The 22,293-nt window shown below is 32.9% G+C and carries 21 protein-coding genes and 1 tRNA gene; 10 read left to right on the top strand and 12 right to left on the bottom strand.

Annotated features, from left to right (window positions below; all coding sequences use genetic code 11):
- Positions 1 to 18: 18 nt before the first annotated feature.
- The 5 genes from PW52_RS10895 to PW52_RS10875 all read right to left on the bottom strand — a co-directional run bounded on the left by PW52_RS10895 (position 19) and on the right by PW52_RS10875 (position 6,658).
- Entirely contained in the window at positions 19 to 462 is a 444-nt protein-coding gene (locus tag PW52_RS10895) for a retropepsin-like aspartic protease (protein ID WP_044632983.1), read from the bottom strand.
- Positions 452 to 3,013 carry a CHAT domain-containing protein gene (locus PW52_RS10890; protein ID WP_044632982.1) on the bottom strand — a complete coding sequence of 854 codons (2,562 nt, stop codon included), beginning with the start codon at positions 3,011 to 3,013 and terminating at the stop codon, positions 452 to 454. The genes PW52_RS10895 and PW52_RS10890 overlap by 11 nt, the downstream gene beginning before the upstream one ends.
- A 28-nt stretch (positions 3,014 to 3,041) precedes the next feature.
- Positions 3,042 to 4,994: a PKD domain-containing protein gene (locus PW52_RS10885; RefSeq protein ID WP_044632981.1), complete on the bottom strand. Its 1,953-nt coding sequence runs from the start codon at positions 4,992 to 4,994 to the stop codon at positions 3,042 to 3,044.
- Positions 4,995 to 5,152: 158 nt separating this feature from the next.
- Positions 5,153 to 6,136 (bottom strand): hypothetical protein, encoded by a 984-nt coding sequence (locus PW52_RS10880; protein ID WP_044633135.1) that lies wholly within the window; start codon positions 6,134 to 6,136, stop codon positions 5,153 to 5,155.
- Between the two features lie 84 nt (positions 6,137 to 6,220).
- Positions 6,221 to 6,658, bottom strand: coding sequence for a hypothetical protein (locus tag PW52_RS10875; RefSeq protein WP_044632980.1), 438 nt, complete (start codon positions 6,656 to 6,658; stop codon positions 6,221 to 6,223).
- Between the two features lie 143 nt (positions 6,659 to 6,801).
- Between PW52_RS10875 and PW52_RS10870 the strand changes: the two genes are divergently transcribed.
- The 10 genes from PW52_RS10870 (at position 6,802) to PW52_RS10825 (ending at position 13,427) form a co-directional block, all read left to right on the top strand.
- Positions 6,802 to 7,383, top strand: a complete 582-nt coding sequence (locus tag PW52_RS10870; protein WP_044632979.1) for a sigma-70 family RNA polymerase sigma factor — start codon at positions 6,802 to 6,804, stop codon at positions 7,381 to 7,383.
- 4 nt (positions 7,384 to 7,387) lie between these two features.
- Positions 7,388 to 8,125 (top strand): tetratricopeptide repeat protein, encoded by a 738-nt coding sequence (locus tag PW52_RS10865; RefSeq protein ID WP_044632978.1) that lies wholly within the window; start codon positions 7,388 to 7,390, stop codon positions 8,123 to 8,125.
- 118 nt (positions 8,126 to 8,243) lie between these two features.
- The gene (locus PW52_RS10860; protein WP_044632977.1) at positions 8,244 to 9,011 is read left to right on the top strand and encodes a TatD family hydrolase; all 768 of its coding nucleotides are present in this window, start codon (positions 8,244 to 8,246) and stop codon (positions 9,009 to 9,011) included.
- A gap of 3 nt (positions 9,012 to 9,014) precedes the next feature.
- Positions 9,015 to 10,046: an asparaginase gene (locus tag PW52_RS10855; RefSeq protein ID WP_044632976.1), complete on the top strand. Its 1,032-nt coding sequence runs from the start codon at positions 9,015 to 9,017 to the stop codon at positions 10,044 to 10,046.
- A gap of 79 nt (positions 10,047 to 10,125) precedes the next feature.
- Positions 10,126 to 10,213 (top strand) — tRNA-Ser (locus tag PW52_RS10850).
- Positions 10,214 to 10,287: 74 nt separating this feature from the next.
- Positions 10,288 to 11,061 (top strand): MotA/TolQ/ExbB proton channel family protein, encoded by a 774-nt coding sequence (locus PW52_RS10845; RefSeq protein ID WP_044632975.1) that lies wholly within the window; start codon positions 10,288 to 10,290, stop codon positions 11,059 to 11,061.
- A 26-nt stretch (positions 11,062 to 11,087) separates the two neighbouring features.
- Entirely contained in the window at positions 11,088 to 11,519 is a 432-nt protein-coding gene (locus tag PW52_RS10840) for a hypothetical protein (protein ID WP_044632974.1), read from the top strand.
- A gap of 3 nt (positions 11,520 to 11,522) precedes the next feature.
- Positions 11,523 to 12,107, top strand: a complete 585-nt coding sequence (locus PW52_RS10835) for an ExbD/TolR family protein (RefSeq protein WP_044632973.1) — start codon at positions 11,523 to 11,525, stop codon at positions 12,105 to 12,107.
- A gap of 21 nt (positions 12,108 to 12,128) precedes the next feature.
- Positions 12,129 to 12,602, top strand: coding sequence for an ExbD/TolR family protein (locus tag PW52_RS10830; protein WP_044632972.1), 474 nt, complete (start codon positions 12,129 to 12,131; stop codon positions 12,600 to 12,602).
- 135 nt (positions 12,603 to 12,737) lie between these two features.
- Entirely contained in the window at positions 12,738 to 13,427 is a 690-nt protein-coding gene (locus PW52_RS10825; RefSeq protein ID WP_044632971.1) for a porin family protein, read from the top strand.
- Here PW52_RS10825 and PW52_RS10820 read toward each other — a convergent pair.
- The 7 genes from PW52_RS10820 to pyrH all read right to left on the bottom strand — a co-directional run bounded on the left by PW52_RS10820 (position 13,422) and on the right by pyrH (position 22,185).
- The gene (locus PW52_RS10820; protein WP_044632970.1) at positions 13,422 to 14,027 is read right to left on the bottom strand and encodes a hypothetical protein; all 606 of its coding nucleotides are present in this window, start codon (positions 14,025 to 14,027) and stop codon (positions 13,422 to 13,424) included. The genes PW52_RS10825 and PW52_RS10820 overlap by 6 nt on opposite strands.
- Positions 14,027 to 15,484 carry an RNA polymerase factor sigma-54 gene (gene rpoN / locus PW52_RS10815; protein WP_044632969.1) on the bottom strand — a complete coding sequence of 486 codons (1,458 nt, stop codon included), beginning with the start codon at positions 15,482 to 15,484 and terminating at the stop codon, positions 14,027 to 14,029. Before rpoN ends, PW52_RS10820 begins: the two co-directional genes overlap by 1 nt.
- 68 nt (positions 15,485 to 15,552) lie before the next feature.
- Positions 15,553 to 16,986 carry an asparagine--tRNA ligase gene (gene asnS / locus PW52_RS10810; protein ID WP_044632968.1) on the bottom strand — a complete coding sequence of 478 codons (1,434 nt, stop codon included), beginning with the start codon at positions 16,984 to 16,986 and terminating at the stop codon, positions 15,553 to 15,555.
- 54 nt (positions 16,987 to 17,040) lie between these two features.
- Entirely contained in the window at positions 17,041 to 19,428 is a 2,388-nt protein-coding gene (locus tag PW52_RS10805; protein ID WP_044632967.1) for an efflux RND transporter permease subunit, read from the bottom strand.
- 47 nt (positions 19,429 to 19,475) lie between these two features.
- Positions 19,476 to 20,747: a DUF5686 family protein gene (locus tag PW52_RS10800; RefSeq protein WP_044632966.1), complete on the bottom strand. Its 1,272-nt coding sequence runs from the start codon at positions 20,745 to 20,747 to the stop codon at positions 19,476 to 19,478.
- Between the two features lie 114 nt (positions 20,748 to 20,861).
- A complete protein-coding gene (gene frr / locus PW52_RS10795; protein WP_044632965.1) occupies positions 20,862 to 21,419 on the bottom strand; it encodes a ribosome recycling factor in 558 nt (185 codons plus the stop codon).
- 58 nt (positions 21,420 to 21,477) lie between these two features.
- The gene (pyrH, locus tag PW52_RS10790; RefSeq protein ID WP_044632964.1) at positions 21,478 to 22,185 is read right to left on the bottom strand and encodes a UMP kinase; all 708 of its coding nucleotides are present in this window, start codon (positions 22,183 to 22,185) and stop codon (positions 21,478 to 21,480) included.
- Positions 22,186 to 22,293 lie beyond the last annotated feature (108 nt).

Genomic DNA, 22,293 nt, shown 5'->3' with positions numbered 1-22,293 from the left:
AATTATTTTATGCTATTATTATAGTTTTAAATATAGATATTTCTTTTCATAATCTATAACAGCTTTAGCTTTTTTTAAGATATCGGCTCCAATTATACCATCAACAGGTTGTGAATTATGATTTTTTAAAGCCGTGTTTACGTGTGTAAGGTTAAAAAGGACCAATACTATTTTACTATTGGTCCATTTTCCTATTTTAATTTTATTGCGTTTAGACATTTTAGTATCCATATCAGTAGCCCCTGCACCTGCTGCTTTTATAATAGATTCTTCAGCTTTTAGTTTAAAGGTTTCAATGGCTTCAAAGCCAACACAAGAATTTGAGGCTCCTGTATCTAAAATAAATAGGCCTTTTTTACCGTTAATAGTAGCTTTTATTTCAAAATGATTGGTTTTGGTAAGGTGTAACTTTACTTTGGCATAACCTTTTTGTAGAAGAAATTCTTGTAAATTAGGCTGCATGTCTTTTTAGTTTTCTTCTCAAAAATACTATAAACAGTGAAATTAAACTACCAATAATAACATAAATTAAATTGTTATTTTTAATAGGGTTGTCCAGTTGGCCGTAATAAACAAATGCGCTCCAATAATAGGGCGATTTTTTGGCGTTCGAAATAGTTTCGCTGTTAAGGTAACTTCGTTTTGAAAATACGTTAGCTTGGAATGCCGATTTTGAATTTTTATAGCTTTTATAAAACAATTGCATCATTTGCGAAGTCGATAAATCGTTTATTTGCCAAAGCGAAAACAAAAGATTTTCTGCACCTGCGTATTGAAATCCTCGGGCAATACTCATGGCGCCAGCACCTTTGTATAATTTGCCAATGCCTGTTTCGCATGCGCTTAAAATAACGAGATCTGGATTTAAATTCAAGGTGTAAAGTTCGTTTAAAAATAAAGTATCATCAATAAAGGAAATATTTGCAGGTAACGAAAAATTACCACTACTTGCGTGCGTTGATAAATGAATGATTCCAAAATGTTCTACTCGATTTAAAAAAGCTTGTTTTGTAGCCGCTTGTTTTATTAAATAGTCTCCTTTAAAGTGTTCTTTTATATGGGTTGCTTCGTTTAAAGAATATGGCAGAGCCTGATTTTCGTTTTCAAAAACAGGAAATACGCCTAAAACATTTTTGTTGGTTTTAGGTTTAATATTTTGTGTATAAAATACCGCACTCGAATTATATGCAATGTTATGCTGTGTTACTAAAAACGGCATGTTTTGGTATAAAGTGCTTTCGGTTTTTTTGGTTAAAAGGGCTTCGAAAGGCACGAAATTTAATAAACCATCGGGTATTATAACGACATTTTTACTTTCAATACGTTCAAGTTTTAAAAGCTGAAATAAGCGGAATGCATTAATACTGAAGTTTGCTAAATTATTGTTTATTATTGAAGCATTATCGAATAAATGAATAAAGTTTTTTATTTGGTTTAAAACCGTTTCGTCTAGTTCAATTTTATCTAGATTAATATCGTTTTTGGTTATTTTAAATAAATAAATTGCGCGATTTCCAAAGAAAAATTCTAAACAGGTAGCTTCATCTTTATGAAGCAAATTTTGAAGTTCTTCTAAAGAGAATTTGTTGGTTTTATAGTTTTCGTATTTTTCGTTAATCGAGGGTTGCAATCTTTTTAATTCAACAGAAACAGAATTTAAAGCAGTGCTTAACGTATTTATTTTTTGTGTGTCGCTATTTTTAATTTCGGCTTGAATTAACTCGCTTGTAAGTCGTTCTTGCTCTGCTAATAATTTAAATTCTGTTATAAGTAAACTGTCGTTTGGAAATTCTTGCAATCGTAATTTTTTAGTTGCAATTTTTTTTAAAACACCAGATTTGTTGCTTTCGGCATATTGTAAGGCTGCAATAATATTTTTTTTATCTCCTGAATTTTTAAACCGATTATAAAGAAAATGTATACAGGTTTCGCTGCGCAATCTGTTTGATGCTTGATGCTGAATTTTGTTTTCCTGCGAAGTCGATTTTTCTTGAAGTAAACGCGATACATAAAAACTTAAGTCGAGATAGTTTAAAGCTTTACTAATGTTTGTTTCAATTGAAGCAAAAAGGTCGAAAATATCAATAAAAGTATTTTCGGCGTATAGAGATTTCGTATTTGGTAGCTTTAACTTGTTGTGGTTCGGTAATAAAAAATCGAGCGCATGTTGTAGACTTAATTTAGCAGAAGTGTTATTTTGATTGAGAACATGAAGTTGAGCTTCTTCAAAATAAAATTTAGCTAAATATCTGGCCGATACCTGTTCTTTTTTAATTAAGGCCTTGGCTTTTTTAAATTCTGAAATAGCTAAAGGAATATTGTTTAGTTTTAATGCAATGGCGTAGTTGTTTTTATGTTTTTCAAAATTTGATTGTAGTTGATTGTTGAGCGCCTGTGCGGTTTTAAAATTATTTAAGGCAATAAAACTTTTAATTTTTAATTGATGTATTAATTGCCATTGCTTATTGTTTTTAATGGGTTTTAATGTGGCTAATTCTAAAGTTTGTAAAGCTGTATTATGTTTTCCTAGAGTTTGATATAGAATAGCTAAGTTGATATAACCACTATTTTGATGTTTTGTGTTTTGTTGATTTTTAGCCAGTAAAATATAATGATTTATTGTACTTATGGCATTAGTATAATCGTTTATTTGAATGTATAAATTACCTAAAGGTTTAAGGCAACTTTCAATAATATCGAAATTAGAAATGACTGAAAGTTCGTTGTTAAAAAAACGTTTTGAAGCTTCTTCGTAACTTAAAATACTAGTTGTTAAACGGCCAGTTTCTTTTAAATAAAAGCCTTTGTGGCATTGTAAGAACACCAAAGCTAGCTGCTCGTCTTTACTTTTTATTCTTGATTTATAATGCTGTTCCTTTTCTGTCAATTTTATTAATTCAGCTTCAGTTTTATTTGCGATAAATGTTTCGGAGGCCGCATAAATACGTTCTTCTAAGTTTTGAGAAAACAAAAAAGGCGAAATTAAAAAAAGAAGAAAATGGAGTTTTTTCATATTTATGTACGCTCGTTGTAGCTAAGTTTTAAAACTTCCAAATGGCGTAAAATTGCCAATAGCTAAAATCGCTATCGAAATTCATAATATATCGGGCACCTAAACTTGGGCCAATTCTGGCAAATCCTGCGGTAGCTTCAAAAAGTAAACCGCTTCTTAAATTGGTAAAGCTGTTGGTGGTTTCTTGTGAGTCTTCAATAGTGTTAAATACAGGGGCATCAGGTTCGGAGCCTTCATACTGCTCAATTAAAATATCTTGATTTTGCTTTTCGGAAACCGAAATGGTATTGTGTAAGCCAGCTCCAAGCCCTAAATAATTATTTATGTTGTAGCGTATTAGCACAGGAACATCCCAATCAATATTATTAAAGGTAGTGTTTGTAGTGGTGCGTTGCCTAAACCTAAAGCCTTGCGGATCATCAACAAATTCTTCTTGTACTTGTGTGTCTTGTTGGTACTCGTGAAAATTGTTTTGTAATTCTACCTGCCAATACCAACGGTACGATTTGTAAGGCGATAAGGTAACCCCAAAAAAGTAACTTTCAGAATCGTTTAAGTTGCTAAAAGAGTTTACACCAGCTTTTAAGCCAATGGAAAGTCCGGGTGTAAAACGTGTGGTAGAGTAGTTGGTTATTATAGGTTCGTTTTTATCGAAAATAATAGAGGTTCTGCTCTTTGTTTTTTTCTTATGAAAATCTTTAGCAAACTTAATGCTGTATTTTACAAAGCCTTTTGTACTGTCGTATTCCTTAACATTTTTTTGTTCACTGCCTAGTAAATAGATGTTTTTAAAGGTGAAAATAGCCTGCGAATCGGTATAAGTTGTATCTAAACAACTGTAAATAACATCGCGCTTGGGGCAAATGTCGCATTTAGGATACATATCTAAAATTTTAATTGAAGCTTTATCGAGCATCTCAGGAATATCGGTTTCTAGTCGAATAGTTCTTGCGGGCCCTTCACCGTTGTTTTGAAATTTTATTTTATACTTTAAATTTTTAAAACGAACCAAACGATAATTCATGAGTGTTCCGTTGGATGACATTTTATTAGGATCGTGCGAGGTAACAATTTCCATTTCCATATCCTTTACTTTATGGTTGTCGTAATTGCTATCGGGTACATAAACACCGCGAACCGAAATTATAGCGCTGGTATCTTTTATCATTTCGGGTGTTGTTTTTAGGCTAACAAAAATATTGCGTTCTTCTTCGGGTTTCATATTGTCGAATTCTATAACGCGCCAGTTTTTATATAGAAATTCCGATTCTTTTAAAGTAAGCGGTAAGTTGGTTTTTACGGTGGTGTCTTGTAGTTGTTGGTGTTTTATTTGATTAATTGCACTTACGGAAGCAATATCAAATACATCTGAATCCATTTTTCCAGTGTAAGTAAACGTGTTGGCATCGCTGCTTTTTTCGTTATGGTACATTCGGGTTTCAAGAATTTCAAAATTGTCTGCTTTAAATTCATTTTCGTTGTAAAACAGATAAATTTTACCGTTTGTTGTATAGTTTTTTATGTTTTTATAACGTACAATGGCTACCATTTCTTCATCTGGAACGGGTTCTCGATTGCGTTTTAAAATAAAGTCGTTGTTCATGGTTGCAACATCATCAAAAGTTATGTTGGTCGAATTTATAACTACTTTTTTGGGTCTGGAGGTTGGTGGTTTACCCGTGTCGTAATTATTAGTTGCCCATAACTTGACGTTGTATTCGCCTTTTTCTTTATAAACATGAGTTGGGTTTTCTTCGGTGCTAAATTGGCCGTCTCCAAATTCCCAGTAATGGGTATAAAAAGCTTTAGGCGCACCAGCAATTTGATTAAGTTGTGGTGTTTTGGGCGTAAACTTAACTTCATTTTGATTTACAGTTGGGAGTATTGTGGCAACTCTAATAGAATCGGTTACTAAGGTTTCTTGTGAAAAACCATAAAAACTGATGAGGCAAATGATATGGAAAATGGTTTTTTTAAACATAGCGTTTTAGTTTAGTAGTTTAAATATAGCAAAAACGATTTTAGGGTTAACTAAAAATAAATATTGAAGTATAAAAACCAGAGACTTAAAAGCCTCTGGTTTAAAAAGTAGATTACTACTTTGGGACAGAAAAAAGTAGGTAAAACAAGGGCAGATGTTTACGGTAATGCGTTTATAGCGGCTTCAAGTTGTGCTTGTGTAGCAATTGATGTTTCGCTTTCAGTAATGGTAATAACACCATCTTCAACAATAGTTGCGGCTTGTATAGCGTATTTCCAATCGTTACCTTCTTCAGATACAAAAATTACATGACATTCTAATCCAATTGGGATTTGCCCGTAATGCTCGCTAAATAATTTACCAACTGGATCATAAGTATCTAAATTTGCTAATCCAGTATCTTCACCATCATACGATAAAAATATAGAGCAGTTTGTGTTATCGTAACCTTCTGGCACATCAACTAATATGGTGGTTTTTGGTCTTGGGTCATTATAAAAACGGTCAACATTGCTCCAACCAAAATCACCAATAAATGCGTAATATTGATTGCCTTCCGTAAAAACACCGCCACCGTCGCCTTGCGGATCGTCGCGTTTGTCCTCTTCCCAAGCAAGATTTCCTTCATCATCAATAATACCATTCCATAAAATCATGTCGTTATCAGGACCGCCAGTTAATGCCGCAGGAATACCTAATTGCAAGCTACAAGATGTTTCTAACGCTTCGCCATTTTGAGTAGCTTCTATAAAAAATTCACCACCAGAAATTAATAAGGCTTTATCGCCATTTGGTAAAATACCCATTGTTGGTTTATTGGTAGTAATCATGCTGCCTTTATCGAATAATTCAACAAATTCTAAATCTACGGTTCCTGTAACGGCATTTCCGTTTAAAGTTAAGCACGACCCGTTAATACCAATGTCTACTCCGTTGTTGGTGGTTAATGTTATCCAGCCATCATCTGCGTTAAATTGAAAATTTTGTATTTTGTTTTCAAGTGCTTCCTCTTGCAAATTAGCAAACTCTTCGGCTGTTGGATATATTTTAATATCGGCATCGTTATCATCGTTGTCATTACAACTTGTAAAAAGTGTTGTAGCTAAAATTAATGTTCCTAAAATGTGTTTAATAGATTTCATAATATTCATTATTTAAATTGTTATTCATGTTTATATCAACAGGACTATTTTTTTGTTACCCTGTTTTTTGATTTTTTTTTTTGATTATTGCTGAGGTTGACTAATAATAATTTTTGAAACAACAGTGTCACCAGATGCAACCCAGGCTATCATTTTTTCGGCGTAAGCTTTGTTTGAAGCATATCCTTTGGCTTTACCTGTTTTAGTTTCGACTTCCCAGAAATAATTACGATTGTTGTTTTTGTTTATTTCAGATTTTAAAATGAAAAAACTTTGTACCGATTTACTTATTACAATTTCGCCAGAAGTAGAAAGTTGCATTAGTTTTTTTGCTTCTTTTAATGATAAAGCTGTGCCAGAGTAAATGCCTTTATTGGTTTTTACCTTCCACTCAAAAATTTGAGCAATGGCATTTTTTGTTACGGTTGAAGCGTAAGTTGTAGTATTTAGGGATTTGTTTGTTGCATTTACACTAAATATTGAAAAAGCAACTACGGCGAATGTTAAAATTAAATGTCTCATGATTTTAAGTTTTTATGGATTAATTAAATTTTGTTTTACAGTTTTGTTTTTTTAGACTGTTACAACCTTATATCAAAACCCTTTTAAATTTGTTACCCGATATTTTTAAATTTTTTTTACATTAGTTGAAAACACAAGGCTTAATGGGCGAAAAAAAAAATCATGAAGACCAGAAATATATAAACGGATTGTTGCAAAACAACTCCTTTATAATACAAGCTATTTACGATAAGTTTGTGCCAAAAGTGGTAAACTATATAAAACAGAATAGCGGAAGTGTGCACCAAGCTCAAGATGTTGTTCAAGACACTTTAATTACCATATTTAACCAAGCGAGTGCGAAAAATTTACAGCTTACTTGCCCATTCGATGCTTATTTTTTTCTGTTGTGTAAATGCAAGTGGTTAAACGAACTAAAAAAATCTTCAAATAAAGAGGTAACAATTAATGAGGAAGTTTTATCTAAAAATGATGACGCTCACGAACTAGCCTTCGAAACATCTGTTTTTGGTGAAAAACAAGTGTTGTTTGCCGAAATGTTTGCCAAACTTGGCGATGCTTGTAAAGATTTATTGAAGGCAACTTTTAAAACCAAATCGATGGAAGATGTTGCCAAAAATTTGGGTGTAACTTATGCTTACGCCCGAAAGAAAAAATCGTTATGCATTGGCAAATTAACCGAGTTAGTTCGAAGCTCGCCAAAATTTAACCAAATTAAAATGTAGCCTAATGGAAGAAGAAAAATATATACAATTTGAAGCGTATTTGGAGCAGAATTTAAACGAAGAAGAGCTGGAAGCTTTTGAACATAAACTAAAAACAGATTCCGATTTTAATGAAGGGTTCCAAACATACAAATCGCTTAATCAGTTTTTAGACCATAAGTTTAAAAACGAAGATGCTTCAGAGGCATTTAAAAATAATTTAGAAGGTATATCGAATGCTTATTTTAATAAAGATGAAGCTTCAAACAAAAAACAAAAGCCATTCAATTTTTATAAATATGCTGTAGCAGCTTGTGTTGTGGCATTGTTAGGCTTTTTTGTGTTTAATCAGTTTTCAACACCAGCATATTCCGATTTTAATAATTACAACGCCATCAGTTTAACGGTAAGAGGTGAAAATGATGCGCTTTTAAAAACAGCCGAAACTGCATTTAATAATAAAGATTTCGCTAAAGCGGAAGATACTTTTAGTGCCTTGATAAAGTTAGATGCCACCAATGCCGAATATAAGCTTTACAGCGCTATTTCGAACCTTGAATTAAATAATTTTAAAACAGCCGAAGCTTTATTAAACGACGTAAAAAGTGGGCATTCAGTTTATAAAAACAAAGCCATCTGGTTTTTAGGATTAAGCAAGTTAAAGCAAGAAGATTATAAATCTTGTTTAAATATTTTAAAAACCATTCCAGAAGGCGCCGAAGATTATAAACGCGCCCAAAAGCTTATTAATAAACTAGATTAAAGTTTTTTGTCATTCCGAACTTGTTTTGAGATCTCATTAATTTAGATCAATAGAATCTGGAACAAGTTCAAATTAATAATTACTTGATAATCTCGATTCACCCAGTTACTTTTGCTTCATGATTATTACAGACACCCACACGCATCTTTACAGTGAAGCTTTCGATGAGGATAGAACAGAAATGATTAATCGAGCCATTAATAGTGGTGTTTCTAGGTTTTTTATTCCAGCAATCGATTCTACTTATACTCAAAGTATGCTTCAATTGGAAAACGATTTTCCAGAACATATTTTTTTAATGATGGGTTTGCATCCAACACATGTAAAAGAAGACTATAAAAAAGAGTTGAAACATGTTGAAGATATGCTAGCTTCTCGAAAGTTTTATGCGGTTGGAGAAATAGGAATCGATTTATATTGGGATAAAAGTACCTTGGCAATTCAACAAGATGCTTTTAAACATCAAATTAAGTTGGCAAAAAAGTATAAATTACCAATTGTTATTCATTGTAGAGAGGCTTTTAATGAAGTTTTCGAAGTTCTAGAAGAAGAGAAAGGAGGCGATTTATTTGGGATTTTTCACTGTTTTACTGGAAGCTTAGAACAAGCAGAACAAGCTATTTCGTATAATATGAAATTAGGCATTGGCGGTGTAGCTACATTTAAAAATGGAAAAATAGATAAATTCCTAAATCAAATAGACCTAAAACATATTGTTTTAGAAACCGATGCGCCATATTTAGCTCCAACACCATTCCGCGGAAAGCGTAACGAAAGTGCATACATTATACAAGTACTAGAAAAAATGGCTACCATATATAATATGTCTTTAGAAAAATTAGCAGAAATAACTACCGAAAATTCTAAAATGGTATTTGGAATATAAATTATGACAGAGCAAAAACCAAACATATTACTTATTTACACAGGCGGAACTATAGGAATGAGTCGCGATTTTAAAACGGGAGCATTAAAAGCCTTCGATTTTAAAAACTTACTCGAAAAAATACCCGAATTACAGCTTTTAGACTGCAACATTGATACGGTATCGTTTAAAGAACCTATAGATTCTAGCAACATGAACCCAGAATGTTGGGTGCAAATTGCCGAAATAATAGAGGTGAATTATAATGCGTTTGATGGTTTTGTAATTTTACACGGAAGCGACACCATGAGCTATACGGCATCTGCCCTAAGTTTTATGTTAGAAAATTTAGCGAAGCCAGTTATTTTTACAGGATCGCAATTGCCAATTGGAGATTTACGTACCGATGCCAAAGAGAATTTAATTACATCAATACAAATAGCATCCAAACAACAAGAAGGTATACCTATTATTAAGGAAGTTTGCTTGTATTTTGAATATAAACTGTATCGAGGTAACCGAACTACTAAAATTAATGCCGAACATTTTCAGGCTTTTGCTTCTTTAAATTATCCCGATTTGGCAGAATCTGGAGTGCATCTAAAAATTAATAACGAGTATTTGTTTCGCCCCAATTTAAAAGCAGATTTAATTGTTCGAAAAAATTTAGATAGTAATATCGCAATCATTAAATTGTTTCCAGGGATTTCTTCAGCAGTATTTAAAAGCATTTTTAGTATTAAAAATATAAAAGCTGTTATTATTGAAACCTACGGCGCAGGTAATTGTACCACCGAAAATTGGTTTATTAATATGATTACCGAAACAATAAAAAAAGGTATACATATAATTAATATTACGCAATGCAGCGGCGGAAGTGTAATAATGGGACATTACGAAACCAGTAGTGCGCTAAAAAAAGCAGGCGTAATATCTGGCAAAGACATAACTACCGAAGCTGCAATAGCGAAAGCCATGTACTTATTAGGGCAAAATATTACAGGTAAAAGCTTCAAAACCATATATGAAACTAACTTACGAGGAGAAATCACTTAAAATTAACTCTTAAAATTTTAGAGTTAAAAGAATTTTTTGTTATTTGAGCCTCCAAAATTAAGGTGACTTAAAATAATAAAGAGAGGTGGCCGAGTGGTCGAAGGCGCACGCCTGGAAAGTGTGTATACCTCAAAAGGGTATCGAGGGTTCGAATCCCTTCCTCTCTGCTGAATTTTTATTTTTAATTGCTTTTTTTTTATATCTTTAACACTTTAACTAATAAAATTAAGAAACTAGAAACATGAAAAGATTATTTTCTATCCTTGCCATTACAGGAATGATGGTATTCGGAACTGCAAATGCAACTACAATTGCAAACACAACTGCCGCATCAACTACTGTGGTAACGGTAGCACAAGACGATGAAGCTCCTGCCGAAGAAAGTTTAACATTTCACCAAGAATTAAAAAAGCGTTTTATTGAAGGTGGACCAGAATTTATGGGAATTGTATTATTATGTTTAATCTTAGGTTTAGCAATTGCAATCGAAAGAATTATCTTTTTAAACCTTTCTACAACAAACACTAAAAAATTAACTCAAAAAGTTGAAGACGCTTTAGCATCTGGTGGTGTAGAAGCAGCGAAAGAAGTTTGTAGAAACACAAAAGGGCCTATCGCTTCTATTTACTACCAAGGTTTAGATAGAACAGACGAAGGTATCGAAGCTGCCGAAAAAGCGGTTGTAGCTTACGGTGGTGTTCAAATGGGACAACTAGAGAAAAACGTATCATGGATTTCATTATTTATCGCTCTTGCACCAATGCTTGGTTTCATGGGTACGGTAATTGGTATGATTCAAGCATTCGATAAAATTGAAGCAGCTGGAGATATGCAACCTTCTTTAGTAGCAGGTGGTATTAAAGTAGCACTTTTAACAACAGTATTTGGTCTTGTTGTGGCTATTATTCTTCAAATTTTCTACAATTATATTATTGCTAAGATTGATAGTATTGTTAACGATATGGAAGATGCTTCTATCACGTTAATGGATCTATTAATTAGACACAAAAAATAATAATATAATTAAAACGAAAACAAATTATGAATTTACATAAAGTATTAAAAATAGTAGCTTTCGCTCTAGCCATTATTGGTGCTATCTTCGCATTGATGATTATGGGTTCAGAGGAGGAAGCAGCACAAGGCCTTAGCGGGAATATACTATATGTAGCTTATGCCGTATTAGCAATAGTAATTGCGCTTGTTGTAGTCTTTGTAATTAAAGGACTATTTTCTGGCGATATTAAAAAGACTTTATTAACGGTTGGCGCATTTTTAGTAATTATTGCGATCTCTTTTGGAGTGTCGTCTGGTTCAGATTTAGACTTACAACCATTTATCCAAAAAGGTTCTGACGTAACAGAATCTACATCTAAAACTGTTGGAGCAGGCTTAATAGCTTTCTACATTTTAGCCGTTTTAGCTATTGGTTCAATGTTAGTTGGTGGAGCTAAAAAAATATTAAATAAATAGATTATGTCAAAAAGAGCAGCACCAGAAGTAAATGCAGGCTCTATGGCCGATATTGCTTTCTTATTATTAATTTTCTTCTTAGTTACAACAACTATTGAAGTTGACTCTGGTTTAAACAGAAAGTTACCTCCAATTGAAGAAACAGAACCACCAATCATCAAACAAAAAAACATCTTTACTGTACTTTTAAATGGTAATGATCAATTACTTGTTGAAGATGAAATTATGGAGGTTAAGGATTTAAGAGAAGCGGCCATAGCATTTTTAGATAATGGCGGAGACGGTTCATGTGATTACTGTAAAGGGAAGAAAGATCCTGAATCGTCTGATAATCCTGCGAAAGCCATTATTTCTTTAAAAAATGAACGTGAAACATCGTATAAGCAGTATATTGCTGTTCAAAATGAATTAGTAGCGGCCTATAATGTTTTAAGAAATAAAAGAGCAGAAGCACTATACGGGAAAACGTTTACAGAAATGGAAGCTAACGCTAACGATGTAAACTGGCCTGGAAACAAAGAAAGATTAAAGGATCAAATTGAGAAAATCAAACTCGACTATCCTCAAAAACTTTCTGAAGTACAATAACATTAAAATTTAACATAAACTATGTCTAAATTTAAAAAGAAAAAAGAGGGAGGAATACCTGCAGTAAATACTGCAGCGTTACCAGATATTGTATTCATGCTTTTATTTTTCTTTATGGTGGCAACAGTAATGAGGCAAAACACCCTAAAGATTGAAAACAATCTGCCTTTTGCAGATCAAGTTGAGAAGCTAGATAAAAAGGATTTGGTAATGTATATTTACGCTGGTAAACCAAGTGAAAACTACAAACAATATGGTACACAGGCAAGAATTCAGTTAAATGATGATTTTGCTAATGTTAGTGACATTGCATCGTTTATTGCAGCAGAGCGCGCATCGAAACGTGAAGAGTTGGTTCCGTTTTTAACCACTGCATTAAAAGTTGATGGTGAAACTAATATGGGTATTGTTGGCGATATTAAACAAGAACTACGTAAAGTTAATGCGTTAAAAATTAACTATACTACGAAAAAAGGTAGTGTAATTAACCAATAATTTTACATTCTTAATTTTATTTAAAAGGCGTTTTGATTTATTTCAAAACGCCTTTTAATGTTTTAGGGCTTAAAATTTTAACTTTTTTATCGTTATTTTTAAATTTAATTCTTGATCAAACAGGAACTAGGTATAATGAAACATTTTTTGATATTTTTATTAGGTTTTAATTTTTGTGTGGGATTTTCGCAGGAGCAAAACACGGCTAAAGTTGTTAGTTCACGTTATAAAGAAGATCAGTTTTACGCAGCAATAACTTATAACGTGTTGCACCAGGTGCCTGATAAGTTGTCACAAACAGGCTTTTCTTTAGGCTTCCATTTGGGGCATATTAAAGACATACCTTTGAATATAAGACGAAATTTTGCAATTGGTATTGGTTTAGGATATTCTACTAATTCATTTAATCAAAATTTATTAATTAATAAGGAAGTTGATAATAGTTTTAATTATGCCATTGTTGATGAAGACGATTTTTCTAAAAATAAATTTTCAAATCATTTCGTTGAATTACCAGTTGAATTTAGGTGGCGAACTTCTACTGCAACTGATTATAATTTTTGGCGCATTTATGCTGGTTTAAAATTGAGGTATATGTTTTTAAATAACACTAAGTATAAAGGTGATTTAGGTAGTATTAAATTTTCTAATATTAGTGAATTTAACAAGTTTCAATATGGGTTAACTTTAAGTGCAGGTTATAATACTTGGAATTTTTATACTTATTACGGTCTAAATCCTATTTTAAAAAATGCGGCTTTAAGTGATGGTACTGCGGTTAATATGACCGATATTAAACTCGGTTTAATTTTCTATATATTATAACCAATGGTTAATTAAAATGAGTTGTGGTATAAAGCCTATAAATACACCAATTATAAGCTCTATAGGTGAATGTGCTTTTAAATGAATACGTGAGGTAGCAATTGCTCCAATTAGTAAAAACATTGCAGCCAACGTGTTGTTAATATTTATGCTAAAATGAATGCTTAGGGAAATAAAAAACATAGATAATCCTGCAATAGCCATCATGTGTAAACTGGCTTTAAACCTAAAAATGGCTAATATTAAACTTGCCATGGTCGAGATTAAAATACCTAAAAAGAAAAAATAGAGCTCAATATCTTGTGAAGGAGATAAGATACGCTTCAAGACCATTAAAGTTATTACACCGTTTAAAATTAGTGGATAAATTCGTTCGCGAGCATTCTCTAATTTAATAGAGTTGACTTTATTTAAGGTTTTTAAAAGGAAATATAGCAATATGGGTAGTAATACGGTAAGTATAAAAATGGCTATTAATTTACCTTTTATAACATCATATTGAATAAACCGAGGTGTTTTTGAAAAATAAAAAATAACCCCAGCAATTGGCATAAACAAAGGGTGAAAAATATATGAGATGCTTTTTAATAGCCTATCCATTAAATTTTTTTACGAAGTCTGGCTACCGGAATATCGAGTTGCTCACGGTATTTTGCAACGGTACGCCTAGCGATGGGATAACCTTTTTCTTTTAAAATTGAAGCCAAAGTTTCATCGGTTAAGGGTTTCTTTTTATCTTCTTCTTCAATTACAGTTTCTAGTATTTTTTTTATTTCTCGTGTCGAAACATCTTCTCCTTGATCATTTTTCATAGATTCTGAAAAGAATTCTTTTATCAATTTTGTACCATATGGAGTATCGACATATTTACTGTTGGCTACACGAGAAACCGTTGAAACATCCATGTTTATTTTATCTGCAACATCCTTTAAAATCATGGGTTTTAAATTACGCTCGTCTCCCGATAAAAAGTAATCTTTCTGGTAGTGCATTATGGCACTCATGGTTACAAATAGCGTTTGCTGACGTTGTTTTATAGCTTCAATAAACCACTTCGCTGCATCTAATTTTTGTTTTATAAATACTATGGCATCTTTTTGTGATTTCGATTTGTCTTTAGAGTCTTTATAGCCCTTAAGCATGTTGTTATATTCGCGCGATACATGTAGTTCTGGCGCATTTCTTCCATTAAGGGTCAGTTCTAATTCACCATCAACAATTTTAATGGCGAAATCGGGTACAATATGCTCTACAATTTTGTTGTTTCCGGCATAGGCCCCTCCCGGTTTTGGGTTTAAATGTTCTATTTCAGAAATAGCATGTTTCAGTTGTTCTTCAGTTATACTAAATTTTTGAAGTAATTTTTTATAGTGTTTTTTTGTAAATTGCTCGAAAGCACTTTCAATTATAGCTATTGCCATTTCAATGTTGGCGGTTTTAGTTTTTCGCTGTAGTTGAATACTTAAGCACTCTTGTAAATTGCGAGCACCAACACCTGCTGGGTCTAATTGATGTACTATTTTTAAAACCTTTTCTATATTTTCTTCCGTGGTATAAACATTTTGGGTAAATGCCAAATCGTCCATAATATCGCTTAACTCTCGACGTATGTATCCGCTTTCATCTACACTTCCTACCAAAAACTCAGCTATATCGCGCTCTTCATCATTTAAACGATAGGTGTTAAGTTGATTTTTTAAATGCTGTGTAAACGATGTTCCGGCCGCATATGGCATGGTTTTATCGTCGTCATCACTACTGTAATTATTGGCTTGTGTACGATAATCTGGAATTTCGTCGTCGCTTAAATAGTCATCAACGTTTATTTCGTCATTTCCAATAGTTTCACTATCGTTGTATTCATCATCAGAATTATCAAAATCAGAATCTAAATCGTCGTTTTTGTCTTTACCCCCTTCTAGAGCTGGATTTTCTTCTAGTTCTTGCTTTAAACGTTGCTCAAAAGCTTGTGTAGGCAATTGTATCAATTTCATTAACTGAATTTGCTGCGGCGATAGCTTTTGCGATAATTTAAATTGTAAATGTTGTTTAAGCATGTTTCGATTTAAGGAGATTACTCAAATATATAAAAAAGGATTAAGCTTAACAAAGTATTGTACATGGGTTAAAACTCGGCATTTTGTGGTGTTCTTGGAAACGGTATAACATCGCGAATATTGCTCATTCCTGTAGCAAACATAACTAAGCGCTCGAAACCTAAACCGAAACCAGAATGTACTGCGGTACCGAATTTACGTAAATCAAGATACCACCAAAGGTCTTCTTCGGGAATATCGATGGCTGCCATTTTTTCTTTTAAAACCTCTAAACGTTCTTCACGCTGTGCGCCACCAACAATTTCACCAATGCCTGGGAATAAAATATCCATTGCACGAACGGTTTTTCCATCATCATTTAAACGCATATAAAATGCCTTTATATTTGCTGGATAATCAAATAAAATTACAGGACATTTAAAGTGTTTTTCAACTAAGAAGCGTTCATGTTCACTTTGTAAATCGGCACCCCATTCGTCAATTAGATATTTAAATTTTTTCTTTTTATTGGGCTTTGAGTTTCTTAAAATATCAATAGCTTCAGTGTAACTAACTCGTTTAAAATTGTTTTCGGTAACAAAATTTAGCTTTTCAATTAACCCCATTGGGCTGCGTTCTGCTTGTGGCTTCTTTTTGTCTTCGTCTTCCAACCGTTTATCAAGAAATTCTAAATCTTCTTTATTATTGACAAGCACGTAGTTTATAACCGATTTCATAAAGTCTTCAGCTAAATCCATATTACCGGCCAAATCCATGAAGGCAACTTCAGGTTCAATCATCCAAAATTCGGCTAAATGTCGAGATGTGTTCGAGTTTTCAGCTCTAAAAGTTGGTCCAAAAGTATATACTTTTCCTAAGGACATGGCATAAGTTTCGGCTTCCAATTGCCCAGACACGGTAAGGTTGGTTTCTTTACCAAAAAAATCTTGAGAGTAATCTACCTTACCATCTTCTGTTTTAGGTGTGTTTTCAATATTTAAATTGGTTACTTGAAACATTTCGCCAGCACCTTCAGCATCACTTCCAGTGATTATAGGGGCATGCATGTAATAAAATCCATTCTCGTTAAAATATTTATGAATGGCAAACGATAACGCTGAACGCAAACGCATTACTGCACTAAAGGTGTTAGTTCTTGTACGTAAATGCGCATTTTCGCGTAAAAACTCGAAAGAATGTTTTTTTGGTTGAATAGGATAGGTTTCTACATCAGAATCTCCTAAAACATCGAGCTGCTTAACCTGTATTTCTACGGTCTGACCTTTACCCTGACTTTCCACTAAATCACCTTTTATATGTATAGCAGCACCCGTAGTTACACGCTTTAAAAGGCCTTCATCAAAATTTTCGAAATCTACTACACATTGTATGTTATTAATGGTCGATCCATCGTTTAAAGCAATAAAACGATTGGCTCTAAATGTGCGAACCCATCCTTTTACTTCTACTTCTTGTAATAAAATGTCTTGGTTTAGTAAATCTGAAACGGTTTTTGATTGCATATGGTTAAATTTATAATGTAAAGATAAAAAAAAGCCTGATTTTATAACCAAGATTTAAGCTTCTTCATCTTCTTTTGGTATGATATTTATTGATGGTTCTCGCAATACTTCTTTGTTTGCAATATTTCGTTCCAATGAAAGTAGTAACGACGGTAATAGTAGTAAGTTAGATAACATAGCAAAAAGTAAGGTAGCAGACACTAATGCCCCTAATGCTACGGTGCCACCAAAATTTGAAATAGTAAATACCGAAAAACCAAAAAATAATACAATCGAGGTGTAAAACATACTTACGCCGGTTTCCCGCAAAGCACCGTAAACAGAAACTTTTATCTTCCAGTGATTGGCTTGTAATTCTTGACGATATTTTGCCAAAAAGTGAATAGTGTCATCAACTGAAATGCCAAAGGCTATACTAAAAACCAAAATGGTTGATGGCTTTATGGGTACTCCCAAATAACCCATTAACCCTGCGGTAACAAGTAGGGGGAGTAAGTTTGGAATTAATGATACTATTATCATGCGGCCTGAACGGAACATGTATGCCATAAAAAGAGCAATAAGCACTATCGCTAGAGAGAGTGAAATAGCTAAATTTTTCACCAAATATTTTGTCCCTTTTTGAAATACTAAGGCTTTACCGGTCATGGTTACATTGTAACGATCTTTAGGGAAAACTTTGTTTACTTTGGCTTGAATATCCTCTTCTATGCGCTCCATTTTATCGGTGCCGATATCTTTCATAAAGGTAGTAATTCTTGCATATTGCCCAGTGCTATCTACAAAATTCTGTAATAAATTTACATTAGAAGTCGAATTTTTAGCATACGATAAAATAAAACTATTTTCTTGAGAGGTTGGTAATTGATAAAATTTAGGATTACCATTGTAATAGGCTTGCTTACTATATTTTACTAAACTCACCACTGAAATAGGTTTTGAAAGTTCCGGAATTTCAACTATTAAATTCTCAAGTTCATCCATGCGCTTTAAAGTAGACAACTTCATAACACCTTTTTTGCGCTTGGTGTCTATAACAAACTCTAAAGGCATAATGCCATTAAATTCTTTTTCGAAAAAACGGATATCGTTTACAAATTCCGACCCTTGAGGCATGTCTTCAATTAAGCTTCCAGAAATTCTAATTTGGTAAATTCCAATCATGCTCACAATTAAAAGTACAATGGCTGTGAAGTAAATAGTAATGCGGCGTTGTTTTACCATGCGCTCCATCCAATTTACAAAACCACCAATCCATCGTTTATTTAAATGTTCTAAATGCCGCTCTTTAGGGAATGGTAAAAAGGTATAAATAATAGGAATAATGAGTAAACACAGAATAAAAATAGCTAGGATACTTAATGATGCAACAATGCCGAATTCTTTTAATAATTTACTTTCGGTTAAAATAAACGTGGCAAAACCGGAAGCTGTAGTTACATTGGTCATTAAGGTGGCATTACCAATTTTAGTAATTACACGTTGTAACGATTTAACCTTATTACCATGTAATTGTACTTCGTGTTGATATTTATTGATTAAGAAAATACAATTGGGTATGCCAATAACAATAATTAAAGGTGGTATTAAAGCTGTTAAAACGGTGATTTCATAATTCATTGCTCCAATAATTCCAAGAGTCCACATAACTCCTATAGATACAACTATTAACGAAATAAAAGTAGCTCGTAAAGATCTAAAAAATAAAAAGAAAATAAGCGATGTAACTAATAAAGCAGCCCCAACGAATTTACCAATTTCATCTACAATGTTTTGAGCGTTTAACGAGCGTATATAAGGCATGCCAGAAACACGAATATCGAGGTTGTTAGCAGTTTCAAAAGCTGCAATTTTATTTACAAGCTCATTAAGTACAAAGTTTTTTCTTGCCGAAGTGTTTACTATTTCTTTTTTTAAATAAATAGCTGTTCTGACCGTTTTAGATTCGCTATTAAATAAAAAATTATCGTAAAAAGGATATTTTTTAAACAACTCCTCTTGTAATGTTTCAATTTGAGCTAACGAAACAATAGAGTCATTTATAAAGGGTTGTAGTTTAAATTTTTGGTTTTCTGAATCTTTTATAAGCTTTTGAAGATCTTTTATAGCAACCACAGTTTCCACTTCGTCATACTTTTTAAAAGTTTCGGCGAGTTTATTCCAAGCATTTATTTTTTCAACTGTAAAAAGAGAACTATCCTTAACACCTAAAATTATTAGGTTGCCTTCTTCTCCAAAGATTTTTAAAAAATTATTGTAAGTAATGTTTACAGCGTGTTCATCCGGTAATAAATTGGCCTCTGTATTGCTAAAACGCATATTCTTCCATTTTGTACTAAACAAAAATGTAACAATAACGATGCTCACAAGAATTATAATTTTGTTGCGTAAAATTAATCTTGCAATAACGTCCCAGAAATCGGTAGTAAAAAGTTTTAACATGCTAAAATTATAAGCTGCGCAAAGGTAGAAAAAAGAGACAGATTACCTCATAACGAGACGTTAAATGTGAATTTTAAGGCCACATTATCGCTTATGTTTGGTAAATGGTAAGCGCCGTAGCGGTAGGTGAAGCTTAAACCAAAACCAAAAAACAATTTATTTAACTCGAAACCAGATTCGGTGTAACCTCTATTTAAAGTGTCAAAATTAATATATTCGTGCTGTTCTGGGTGTTGCATGTCACCAATGGCGTACCTTGAAATTAAAACTACTTGAGGTTTAAAGTGCTGACTTATTTCGAATGGTTTTAAAAAATACTTAAATTGAAGAGTGATAAACTTGTCTGAAAAAAATTCGTTAAAGTACATAGTTTCAAAACTAGTTAACCCAGCAACCGAAAACCGTTGTAAAATAGTTTCTTTGGTAATATTATTGGGGTAGGCATGATACAAATGCGTTAGTGGTGTTTCGCCGTTTGCAATGCCAGAAACCAATGTTATTTCTGAAAAAGATTTGGATGTTTTACCGAGCCTAAATATGCTTTTAAAATCTATTTTGGAAAAGTTAAAGTCACTTTTTAAAACATCTTTAAAACTTTTGGTGTATTGTAATGTGATTTTTGGATAACCTTGTTTTATTGTTGATTTATTGTTGGATTGGTTTATAATTTTGTTGAAAGGATTCCAGTTTAAAGCTAATTTAGTATAACTAATATCGAAATTCGTAAAACTGTCTTCGTTTATGTTGAAGGTATAAGCGTAAGTAGGCTCTATTTTGCTCGTCGCAAATTCCGATTCAAAAATAAGTGTATTATGTAATTCATGTTCTAAGGATATTTTTTTAGTAATATGCTTATGAAATAAATCTATATTTAACAAGCGAGGTTCAAAAAATTGAAAAAACCTTCCATCGGTAATAAATTTGGTGCTTCCGGTTTCTTGTAAATCGTCTGTGTATGCAAGATTTATCCAAGTGTTCGTGCTTTTTGAAAGCCGAAAACCGCCCCCAATACTGTATTTAAAGCGGTGGTCGCGAAAACCATAAACTAAGTAACTGTTTATGCGATAGCGCTCAGAAAATTTGTTATTCGTTACAAATCCCAAACCAGTACGAATGCCTTCATATTGATTAAATTTAATAAGGTAACGTAAATCTAAATCGAGAAATCGGGTAGGAAAGAAGCCTTGTCCTAAATGCTGAATAAACTCTTTGCGTTTTAGAGAATCCTGTTGGATTTTTGAACCACTTTCAAGATTATATTGAGCTTGAGAGAAGTAAAAACAAAAAAAGCAGATTAATAAAATACAACGATTCAACATGTGTTATTAAGAAACAAAAAAAGCTGTTTTAAAAGAGGCTTTATATATTAATTATACCAAGCACCCGAAATTAATTTACGGGATAATCTTTTTAAAACAGCTTTCTTAAAGTTTTTATACGGTCATAATTTCCTTTTCTTTAATAACGAAAAGTTCATCAACCTTTTTAACGAAATTATCTGTCATTTGTTGTACATCAATTTCGGCATTACTTTTTGCATCTTCCGATACATCTTCGGTTTTTTTAATATCGTTATTGGCCTCTTTTCTGGCCGAACGAATACTAACTTTAGCATCTTCAGCTTCAGCTTTTGCTTGTTTTGCTAAATCTTTACGTCTTTCTTCAGTTAAAGGCGGTACATTAATTATAATGGTTTCGCCGTTATTCATTGGGTTAAACCCAAGATTGGCATACATAATTCCTTTCTCAATTTCTTGAAGCATGCCTTTTTCCCAAGGTTGTACCGTAATGGTTCGGCCATCTGGTGTGTTAACATTGGCCACTTGGCCTAGTGGTGTTTGCGAACCATAGTACTCTACCATAACACTTCCTAACATGGCTGGAGATGCTTTACCGGCTCTTATATTTACAAATTGCTTTTCTAAATGCTTTACAGCATTATCCATTGCTTCTTTAGTCGAATCTAGTATAAATTGAATGTCTTCGTTCATAGCTTTGCGCTTATATTACGTTAAAATAAATTATGCTTTCGCAAAAATTAAGCCAAAATTATAAGTTTACTTCTGTTCCTACTTTTTCGCCAGATACTACTTTTAGTAAATTGCCTTTTTTGTTCATATCGAAAACAATTATTGGTAATTTATTTTCTTGACTTAAAGTGAATGCGGTGGTATCCATTACTTTTAGGCCTTTTCGTAGAACATCATCAAAAGAAATATTGTTGAATTTTACAGCTTTTTTATCTTTTTCCGGGTCGGCATTGTAAATTCCATCTACACGAGTACCTTTTAAAATAACATTGGCTTCAATTTCTATAGCACGAAGTACTGCGGCAGAGTCTGTTGTAAAATAAGGGTTTCCGGTTCCTCCTCCAAAAATCACAACGCGGCCTTTTTCAAGGTGTCGCATGGCTTTTCTACGAATAAAAGGTTCTGCCACTTCATTAATTTTAATTGCCGACTGTAAGCGTGTTGGTATACCAGTGTCTTCTAGCGCACTTTGCAAGGCTAAACCATTAATTACGGTTGCTAGCATGCCCATATGATCGCCTTGTACACGGTCCATACCATTGCTTGCTCCGGCAACACCTCTAAAAATATTACCGCCACCAATAACTATGGCAACTTCAACACCTTTGTCGGTTATTGTTTTAATGTCATTTGCATATTCGGCTAAACGGTCTGGATCAATACCGTATTGGCGATTTCCCATTAAGGCTTCGCCAGATAGTTTTAGAAGTATTCTTTTGTATTTCATGTGTACGTTATGAAGGTTGAGCAAAACTACATAAAATTTTTATTTTTTGTACAAAAAAACCACTACCTAAAAAATAAGTAGTGGTTTATATTAGATTTTTAATTTCTA

Origin of the sequence: Neotamlana sedimentorum (assembly GCF_000943565.1) — a bacterium.
GTDB classification, from domain to species: Bacteria; Bacteroidota; Bacteroidia; order Flavobacteriales; family Flavobacteriaceae; genus Neotamlana; species Neotamlana sedimentorum.
Note: the sequence above shows the minus strand (reverse complement) of the source record. Positions and strands in the feature narration are given on the sequence as shown.

Bases quoted from the DNA above. Each gene is read 5' to 3' on its own strand.
- PW52_RS10895 (WP_044632983.1), bottom strand. From the start codon at position 462: ATGCAGCCTAATTTACAAGAATTTCTTCTACAAAAAGGTTATGCCAAA.
- PW52_RS10890 (WP_044632982.1), bottom strand. From the start codon at position 3,013: ATGAAAAAACTCCATTTTCTTCTTTTTTTAATTTCGCCTTTTTTGTTT.
- PW52_RS10885 (WP_044632981.1), bottom strand. From the start codon at position 4,994: ATGTTTAAAAAAACCATTTTCCATATCATTTGCCTCATCAGTTTTTAT.
- PW52_RS10880 (WP_044633135.1), bottom strand. From the start codon at position 6,136: ATGAAATCTATTAAACACATTTTAGGAACATTAATTTTAGCTACAACA.
- PW52_RS10875 (WP_044632980.1), bottom strand. From the start codon at position 6,658: ATGAGACATTTAATTTTAACATTCGCCGTAGTTGCTTTTTCAATATTT.
- PW52_RS10870 (WP_044632979.1), top strand. From the start codon at position 6,802: ATGGGCGAAAAAAAAAATCATGAAGACCAGAAATATATAAACGGATTG.
- PW52_RS10865 (WP_044632978.1), top strand. From the start codon at position 7,388: ATGGAAGAAGAAAAATATATACAATTTGAAGCGTATTTGGAGCAGAAT.
- PW52_RS10860 (WP_044632977.1), top strand. From the start codon at position 8,244: ATGATTATTACAGACACCCACACGCATCTTTACAGTGAAGCTTTCGAT.
- PW52_RS10855 (WP_044632976.1), top strand. From the start codon at position 9,015: ATGACAGAGCAAAAACCAAACATATTACTTATTTACACAGGCGGAACT.
- PW52_RS10845 (WP_044632975.1), top strand. From the start codon at position 10,288: ATGAAAAGATTATTTTCTATCCTTGCCATTACAGGAATGATGGTATTC.
- PW52_RS10840 (WP_044632974.1), top strand. From the start codon at position 11,088: ATGAATTTACATAAAGTATTAAAAATAGTAGCTTTCGCTCTAGCCATT.
- PW52_RS10835 (WP_044632973.1), top strand. From the start codon at position 11,523: ATGTCAAAAAGAGCAGCACCAGAAGTAAATGCAGGCTCTATGGCCGAT.
- PW52_RS10830 (WP_044632972.1), top strand. From the start codon at position 12,129: ATGTCTAAATTTAAAAAGAAAAAAGAGGGAGGAATACCTGCAGTAAAT.
- PW52_RS10825 (WP_044632971.1), top strand. From the start codon at position 12,738: ATGAAACATTTTTTGATATTTTTATTAGGTTTTAATTTTTGTGTGGGA.
- PW52_RS10820 (WP_044632970.1), bottom strand. From the start codon at position 14,027: ATGGATAGGCTATTAAAAAGCATCTCATATATTTTTCACCCTTTGTTT.
- rpoN (WP_044632969.1), bottom strand. From the start codon at position 15,484: ATGCTTAAACAACATTTACAATTTAAATTATCGCAAAAGCTATCGCCG.
- asnS (WP_044632968.1), bottom strand. From the start codon at position 16,986: ATGCAATCAAAAACCGTTTCAGATTTACTAAACCAAGACATTTTATTA.
- PW52_RS10805 (WP_044632967.1), bottom strand. From the start codon at position 19,428: ATGTTAAAACTTTTTACTACCGATTTCTGGGACGTTATTGCAAGATTA.
- PW52_RS10800 (WP_044632966.1), bottom strand. From the start codon at position 20,747: ATGTTGAATCGTTGTATTTTATTAATCTGCTTTTTTTGTTTTTACTTC.
- frr (WP_044632965.1), bottom strand. From the start codon at position 21,419: ATGAACGAAGACATTCAATTTATACTAGATTCGACTAAAGAAGCAATG.
- pyrH (WP_044632964.1), bottom strand. From the start codon at position 22,185: ATGAAATACAAAAGAATACTTCTAAAACTATCTGGCGAAGCCTTAATG.